At 24.9% G+C, this 7,645-nt stretch carries 8 protein-coding genes; 1 reads left to right on the top strand and 7 read right to left on the bottom strand.

Annotated features, from left to right (window positions below; all coding sequences use genetic code 11):
• Positions 1-373: cyclophilin-like family protein (locus ACTTAT_RS06865; RefSeq protein WP_440680310.1), on the bottom strand; the 373-nt coding region annotated here is incomplete at its 3' end.
• Positions 374-461: 88 nt separating this feature from the next.
• Between ACTTAT_RS06865 and ACTTAT_RS06860 the strand changes: the two genes are divergently transcribed.
• The gene (locus tag ACTTAT_RS06860) at positions 462-1,421 is read left to right on the top strand and encodes a tyrosine-type recombinase/integrase (protein WP_440680309.1); all 960 of its coding nucleotides are present in this window, start codon (positions 462-464) and stop codon (positions 1,419-1,421) included.
• A 2-nt stretch (positions 1,422-1,423) separates the two neighbouring features.
• On the opposite strand, the gene ACTTAT_RS06855 is transcribed toward ACTTAT_RS06860, so the two are convergent.
• The 6 genes from ACTTAT_RS06855 to ACTTAT_RS06830 all read right to left on the bottom strand — a co-directional run.
• On the bottom strand, positions 1,424-2,128 hold the full coding sequence (locus ACTTAT_RS06855; protein ID WP_440680308.1) for an FkbM family methyltransferase: 705 nt from the start codon (positions 2,126-2,128) through the stop codon (positions 1,424-1,426).
• Complete coding sequence (locus ACTTAT_RS06850) at positions 2,118-3,008, bottom strand: glycosyltransferase family 2 protein (protein ID WP_440680307.1); 891 nt, start codon at positions 3,006-3,008, stop codon at positions 2,118-2,120. The genes ACTTAT_RS06855 and ACTTAT_RS06850 overlap by 11 nt, the downstream gene beginning before the upstream one ends.
• Positions 2,996-5,089, bottom strand: a complete 2,094-nt coding sequence (locus ACTTAT_RS06845) for a glycosyltransferase (RefSeq protein WP_440680306.1) — start codon at positions 5,087-5,089, stop codon at positions 2,996-2,998. The genes ACTTAT_RS06850 and ACTTAT_RS06845 overlap by 13 nt, the downstream gene beginning before the upstream one ends.
• Complete coding sequence (locus ACTTAT_RS06840; RefSeq protein WP_440680305.1) at positions 5,086-5,859, bottom strand: TatD family hydrolase; 774 nt, start codon at positions 5,857-5,859, stop codon at positions 5,086-5,088. The genes ACTTAT_RS06845 and ACTTAT_RS06840 overlap by 4 nt, the downstream gene beginning before the upstream one ends.
• A complete protein-coding gene (gene metG, locus ACTTAT_RS06835) occupies positions 5,852-7,354 on the bottom strand; it encodes a methionine--tRNA ligase (RefSeq protein ID WP_440680304.1) in 1,503 nt (500 codons plus the stop codon). Before metG ends, ACTTAT_RS06840 begins: the two co-directional genes overlap by 8 nt.
• Positions 7,354-7,645 (bottom strand): hypothetical protein (locus ACTTAT_RS06830; RefSeq protein WP_440680303.1); only part of this gene is annotated, 292 nt, incomplete at its 5' end. The genes ACTTAT_RS06830 and metG, both read right to left, overlap by 1 nt.

The raw sequence follows: 7,645 nt of genomic DNA, 5'->3' as shown, positions 1-7,645 counted from the left end.
GCCAGTTTATAAATTTAATTATAGTATCATCTTTTATAGACTTAAAAAAATTGATATCATTATCTTTAGTATTAAATTTTGCCCATATATTAACTTTAGAAACTAGCCTTATTTCCTTATTTATAGACGCTGGCGTTACCCCAAAGCCTATTGCAATCGAATTCCCTTCCACCCAATAAGCAATTTCTCCAAACTCCACGGTATCTCGTGCATTTTCCTCTAATTTAATACCTTTAATTGGAGTTTTAAAATAAATTTCTTCGCCCCAAGTGCTTATTAATGAGCTAAATTCCTTTGATTTACTTATGATATGAGCGGTTTTAGTATCTAATAGACTTACATTAATTGTTTTATTGTTAACTAGTAATTTCATTATTACGAGATAAATGCATTTTATTAGTATTGACATCTATTATTGGTTGTATTATTAGTAACGATAATTTATTGTTATCAATAGTAATATGAAAAACGAAATTAATGTCTTTAAAACACTTGAGACAGAAACGCTCGAAAACATAAGGCAATCTAGAGCATATAACACTTCTAGAGCTTATAAAGCAGATTTCAAAGACTTTATAAATTTTTGTAAAAATATAAATAAAAAACCAATTAAAGCAGATATCAAGGATGTTAGCATATATTTAACTTATCTCTCAAAAAAAAATTTAAAATTTAGTACGATTAAAAGAAGATTGGTATCTATAGTTGTTGCTAATAGAATGGCAGGTAATCATATAGACACAAAACACCCTATTATAAATGAAAATTTAAAAACTATAAAAAGAAAAATAGGAGCAATCCAAATTGGAAAAAAGCCAATATCGCTAATAGATTTAAAAAAAATCATCTTAAAACTTAATGATAATAAAAATATTAATATAAACAAAAAAATTAGAGATAAAGCAATAATTTTAGTAGGTTTTGCAGGAGGGTTTAGAAGATCTGAATTGGTAAATTTAAATTATCAAGATATTGAATTTGTAAAAGAAGGTGTAAAAATTCTACTAAGAAAATCTAAAACAGACCAATATAGCGAAGGTTTTGTAAAAGCTTTGCCCCACTTTTCTAATTCATATTTTTGTCCTGTAATATCTTTAAAAAATTGGCTTGATAAATCATTAATTAAAAATGAATCGGTTTTCAGAAAAATCTCTAAAAGTGGAAAAATATCAAATAACCAATTAACTGATCAATCAGTTGCATTAATTTTAAAATATCATATGTCACAAGCTAATTTAGATCCTACAAATTTTTCTGGTCATAGTTTAAGATCTGGATTCGCAACTGCAACTGCAAATTCGGGTGCTGACGAGAGAAGCATAATGGCTATGACGGGACATAAATCGACACAAATGGTTAGGAGATATATAAAAGAAGCTAATTTATTTAAAAATAATGCACTAAATAAAATAGATATATAAGTTTAATCTCTAAACTCATCATGAACAAAAATTAAATCTGAATGATTCATATTAACCAAGTGATATTTATGATTAATAAGAAATTTATAAATTTCTGAATTTAAAATATTATCTAATATAATATTTGTAAATTCTATTTTGTTCATAGACGTATCTAAAAATTCTACACATATAACGCTTGGTTTAAAAAAATCGATATCAAAACCTTTCAAAACATTTAATTCATGACCTTCAACATCAATATTTAAAAAATCAATTTTTTTAATTTCATATTTTTCTAGAAAATTATTTAAAATATTAACCTTAATATTTGTGACTTTTTTTATTTTAGATTTGTTTAAACTTGATATGGATTGATTTAAAGAGTTTATAGGAGAACCATCATGGAAGAAATAAAGTTTTTCAATACCTTCTTTTGATGACAATGCTGAACAAATATTGATATCATTGGACCTTTCAATATTAAACAAATCTATGTTTGTTTGATCCAAATCTATATTAATCCCTGACCAACCTTTTTTATATAATAAATAAGTATTATTATTAGAAATTGGATGTTGACAACCTATATCTACATAAAAACCTTTGTTTTTATGTTTAAAAATGTAGTCAATTAATAAATCTACACCACCAAATGAATACGATTTTTTTTTGTATTTAAATTTTCTTTTTAAAATTTTTAATTTTTTAAAAAAATTATTGAGCATTAAATTTTAAGATTAAATATTTTAATTTACAAATAAAATAGTCAAAGTAATAAATAAAATTTTTTATAGGATTAGATAGTGGCTTAACATACTTTTCGGATATAATTTTATTACCTTTGAATTTTCCACCACGTAAATAATGTTTTACAAAAAATTTTGGTGTGATTTTCCATTTCATTAAAAAAGTCTTTGTTCCGTTATTTGCTACAAAATTCTTTTTTTTTCTCAATGTAATTGAACCAAAATGATATACCTGAAAATTTCCCATTCCTTTAAAAATTCTTACTCCTTCATTCCAAAGCTTCATATTTAGATCAGGATCAGACCCAAAACCGGGATCAAATTGCTGACTAAACCCCCCTATTCTATTCCATAACTCTCTATGAATAAGATGTGGAGCCCAATGAGAACCTTGAAAATCAATTTTTGGTAATTTAGGCAAGTGAGATAGTAATTTTTCTTCGTCAAAGTCATTAAATGTACTTCCGCAATCTAGTTGAATGTGACCAGAATTTTTTTCAATCATAGTACCAGATAAATAAAACTTATTAGTTTGCATAGAATCAATTTCTTTTTTTAAAGCCAAATCCCAATTTGGACAAAAATACATATCATCATGCGAATATAGAATATAATTTGTTGTAGCTTTGGATGCAGCTAAATTAGTTGCTGTACATAGACCTAAAATATCTTTTGAATAAGTATAAGAAATATTTTTTTTATTCTTTATATATTCTAAAGTTCCGTCATGTCCCTCATTAACATGCACAATTATTTCATGAAAAAAATTAGAATTTTTATTTATACTATTTAAGCAAATTTTTAGATAATCTAAATTATTCGTAGTTGGTATAATTATTGAAAATTTTAAATCATCCATTTTTCTTTTTTATTTATTTTAAAATCAAAAATTTTGGACAGCATGTATTCACATACTTTTTCTGTAGAAAAAATTTTATGATACTTATTCATACCATTTTTTGCAATTTTTTTCCTTGCATCTTCATTGGATTTGTAAAAATTAATTTTATCATTTAGATCTTTAAAATTTGTATATGAGACTAATTCATTAGGACTAAAAAAATCATCAAATTTATATTTTGAATTTACGAGTGTCATTACTCCGTTGCCCATTAATGATGCCATTCTATCACTAGAATAGTACTTCAATTCACTTCCTCTACTTAAATTTAATCCCATTTTACATAAAGATAATTGATAAAAAAATTCATCGCCCCAAATAGGCTGTTTATCGACTCCAAATAAATTCATTTTAATATTATTAGATAGATTTAATTTTCTTATTAAGTTTTGCCTGTCATCTATTAAGCTTCTTTTTAAAACTCCTCTATGTTGACCATGACTTAAAGCAAAAAAAAGATCGAATACTTGATTTTTTTTTTCATATAATCTTAGATTGTCTATGTTCTGATCTACGGGATTTGGAATAAAGAATGCATTTTTACATTTAAAATCTAATGCATTTGGATCTGTTGTTAAAAAAGTTGCTTCCATAAATTTTGATTTTAATAGCAATCTTTTTTTATTTTTTTCATAGTCTGGGCCATTTTTAATAACGGGATCTAAAAACCATTGAGAGTATTTTAATCCTGGAAAATAATTTTTTAATTTATTTACAATAATTTGAGCGTTAATTTTATCTGCATGTCCAAATAAAAGTAAATCAGGTCGAAAGTTACTACAAGTATCAAATATTTGTTCCAAAACTTTTTTTTGACCCATAAAAGTCTTGGACATTATATCTCTATCACTTATGTTTAAAATATTATGACCGTTTTTTAAAAATCCGTTAGTAAGTTTTCTACCAGTAGAGTAATATAGTCTGCCTGAATGTCTAAAATGCTGATCAGTTATATGTAAAATTTTTAATTTTTTATTTAAATTTATGTTTATTTTTTTATGAGAATCTTTTCTAATTTCGTCAATATTTTCTATAACATTTTTAATATCTGTTCTAAAGCCATTGATAGATTTTTTTTGAATATCTTTGAGAATTTTTGGATTTTCAATTAAATAATCCACTTCTTTAAAAATACTCTCAGGACTCAAATTTTTTATATTTAATGAAAATTGATTTGTTTCAGGTATACCGCCTGTATTTGAAGAAATAGTGGCGTTTCCATACAAAGTCGACTCGTTTACTACCCTGCCAAATGGTTCATCCCAAGTAGATGGTGATATTACAATTGAACTTTTTGTTAATTGTTTCATTGTGTCTTTATAAGACAGCCATCCAAAATGCTTCACTCTTGTATGTTTTAGGGAAATTTTTTCTCTAGGCTCAGTTCCAATTGTGGCTGCTGACCAATCTTTATGCTTATCTAGGATTTTTTTTATAACATTTACAAAAATATGATAACCTTTTGATTTATTCAGTTTACCTATAAATAAAATATATTTTTTTTTTTTATTTAAATTAATTTTTTTTTTATGAATAGTTGGGTATACAATTTTACATTTTGAAGTATTTTTAAATTTAAGGTTTTCAAAAAATCTACTTCTTACCCATTCACTAACAAAAAAAATGTAATCTATATTATTGAGTATTTCCAACCTTTCTTTATCCGTTCTGCTTTTTCTTAATGATAAAGGGTCGTTATGAAAATATAAAAATGTTTTTACATTAACTTTTTTTTTTATATTTAAAGCTATTTCAGGTCTGTTGTGAATTTCAAATATATCAAAACTTTTTTTTTTGAAGTGTTTAATAAGTTGTTTAACATAATGCATATTTGCGCTACGAAAAAAACTTTTTTTCATTTTAATATTAAAATAATTTTTTGAAGGATAATCTTGATTTTCTGTTGATCCAAAAACGGAATGCTTAAAGATGCTGTATTTAATATTATCTCTAACCAATAAGCTTGCTGCTCCAGAATTTTTAATAGAATAGTTTTCTGTTAATGGAAGAATATTTGCTATTTTTATATTTTTTTTCATTTTAAACCAAATAAAGAATTGAAATTATCAGTAGTTATACTTGTAATGTCATCTAGTGTTAATTTTTTAATTTTTGATAGACAATTTGCTATATATACCAAGTTTTTAGGGTGATTCTTTTTTCCTCTAAGAGGGTGCGGTGAAAGATAAGGAGAATCTGTTTCTAATAACAATTTATTTAAAGGTATATAAGAGCTTAATTCTCTTAGTTCATTAGAATTATTAAAAGTTAATATTCCGCCAAAGGCTAAAAAGCCATTTAAATCTAGGCATTTTTTAGCAAATTCTTTTGTACCGCTAAAACAATGTAGAATAAATTTTAGATTATTATTTTTATATTGATTTAATATTTCTATAGTTTCCTTTTCTGAATTTCTAGAATGAATTACAAGAGGTAAATTATTTTTTATACAGAATTCAATGTGCAATTTAAAAACTTTTATTTGATCAGAAAGATTATCTTTCGATCTATGAAGATCTAAGCCAGCCTCACCTATTCCAATTATTTTTTTATTATTTTTATAATATGAAATTATTTCTTCAAATTCATGAGAACAATCATTAACATTGTTAGGATGAATACCAATTGTGCAATATATTTCTTGGTATTTTTCAGCGAGTTCTATATTTTTTTTTGATGTGTTTAAATCAACACTAATACTTAATAATTTGTTAATGTTATTTTTTTTACACTCATCTATAGTTCCCTGGATATCATTTATATAAGGCTCATAATATAAGTGACAGTGTGAATCTATTAAACTACTCATATTTTTTAAACAAAATATCAGGTTTTGTTAACTGATCATTTATAGTTAATTTTTTGTTTATATTATCAATTTTTATTTCATTTTCATTTATATTTAAACTTTTTAAAAATTTAATACTTACTAATGGCATCACAGGATAAAGCAAAATAAAAATATTTTTTAATGCTACTAAAGTTGAAAAGAGAATATTTTTAATATTTTGCTCTGAATTATTTTTTTTATTCCATGGTTCATTATCATTAACATATTTGTTTATGGTAGATGAATATGAGTGAATAAATTTTGTATAGTTGTGTAATTCGTATTTATCAATAAATTGTATGATTGTTTTTTTGTCTATCAACAAATCACTATTTATAGTGTATCCATCATTTATTTGAGGAACTTTGCATTCGTAATTTTTATTTAATATAGTAAATATACGATTAGATAAATTTCCAATATTATTTGCTAGATCGTTTAGTGTTATTCTTAAATTATCGATATTAATTTTTCCGTCCAAACCAAAAATTACATCTTTCATCAAATAATACCTAATTTCATCAGATCCATATTGATTTATTAGCTCCAAAGGATCTAAAATATTTCCTTTAGATTTTGACATTTTTTCTTCTCCTGAAAGTATCCAGCCATGCCCGAATATTTGTTTTGGAACAGGAAGTTTTGCTGCCATTAAAAAGGCTGGCCAATATACTGCATGAAATCTTAAAATATCTTTTCCAATTATGTGAACATCTGCTGGCCAGAAACCACTATGGTTATCGAAATAATTAGTGGCGCTTAAATAATTTGTAAGTGCATCTAACCATACATACATTACATGTTTTTTATTATTAGGAACCTCAATACCCCAATTAAAAGTTGTTCTTGATACAGATAAATCTTTTAGTCCAGTTGAAACAAAACTTATTACTTCATTTTTTCTACTTTCTGGTTGTATAAAATCTGGATTATTTTTATAAAAATCAAGTAGCGGTTTTTGCCAATCAGAAAGTTTAAAAAAAAAACTTTCCTCTTCCATCCAAGTCACTTCACTTCCACTGCTCTTAGAAATTTTTTTACCATCTATTTCTTCTACTTCGTTTTCTAAATAATAAGCTTCATCAGATACTGAGTACCAGCCTGCATATTTTGATAAATAAAGCTGGTCGTTTTCTTGTAGAAGTGACCATAGTTTTTTTACAGTATTTTTGTGCCTGTCTTCTGTTGTTCTGATAAAATCGGTGTTACTTAAATTCAACGTATTACTTAGGTCAATAAAAGTTTGTGAAATTTTATCACAAAATGATAAAGGATCACTATTATACTCCTCAGCTGCCCTTTGTATCTTTAAACCATGTTCATCAGTACCAGTTAAAAAAGAAACATCATATCCATTAATTCTTTTAAATCTTGCAATAACATCACTAGCTATACTTGAATAAGCATGCCCCATATGTGGCTTTGCAGAAGGATAATATATTGGTGTTGTGATATAAAATTTTTTTTTATTCATTAATTAAACTTTTTTATTATTTTTCTAATATCATTATTTAAAAACAAATTAAGCTTAATTTTTTTCAATGTATTTAAATTTAAATCTGCCGATTCCAATATTTTTGCACTAAAAATTTTATAGAATAAATTTTGATTATCTTTTTTTAATTTTTCTAAGTTTGGGTTTAAATTATAAAAATATTTTCTCAAAAAAACTCCAGGCGTATCATCGAAATTAATATTTTCTGAAAAATTATCTAGATTATTATCAAATACAAATTTTTCTATAATAGTTTTATAATATTTTTTA

Source organism: Candidatus Pelagibacter sp. HIMB1517 (assembly GCF_052047895.1).
In the GTDB taxonomy this organism is placed as follows: domain Bacteria; phylum Pseudomonadota; class Alphaproteobacteria; order Pelagibacterales; family Pelagibacteraceae; genus HIMB114.
This window is presented reverse-complemented; position numbering and strand designations above follow the sequence as displayed.

Coding starts and splice junctions, on each gene's coding strand:
- ACTTAT_RS06860 (WP_440680309.1), top strand. CDS start 462: ATGAAAAACGAAATTAATGTCTTTAAAACACTTGAGACAGAAACGCTC.
- ACTTAT_RS06855 (WP_440680308.1), bottom strand. CDS start 2,128: ATGCTCAATAATTTTTTTAAAAAATTAAAAATTTTAAAAAGAAAATTT.
- ACTTAT_RS06850 (WP_440680307.1), bottom strand. CDS start 3,008: ATGGATGATTTAAAATTTTCAATAATTATACCAACTACGAATAATTTA.
- ACTTAT_RS06845 (WP_440680306.1), bottom strand. CDS start 5,089: ATGAAAAAAAATATAAAAATAGCAAATATTCTTCCATTAACAGAAAAC.
- ACTTAT_RS06840 (WP_440680305.1), bottom strand. CDS start 5,859: ATGAGTAGTTTAATAGATTCACACTGTCACTTATATTATGAGCCTTAT.
- metG (WP_440680304.1), bottom strand. CDS start 7,354: ATGAATAAAAAAAAATTTTATATCACAACACCAATATATTATCCTTCT.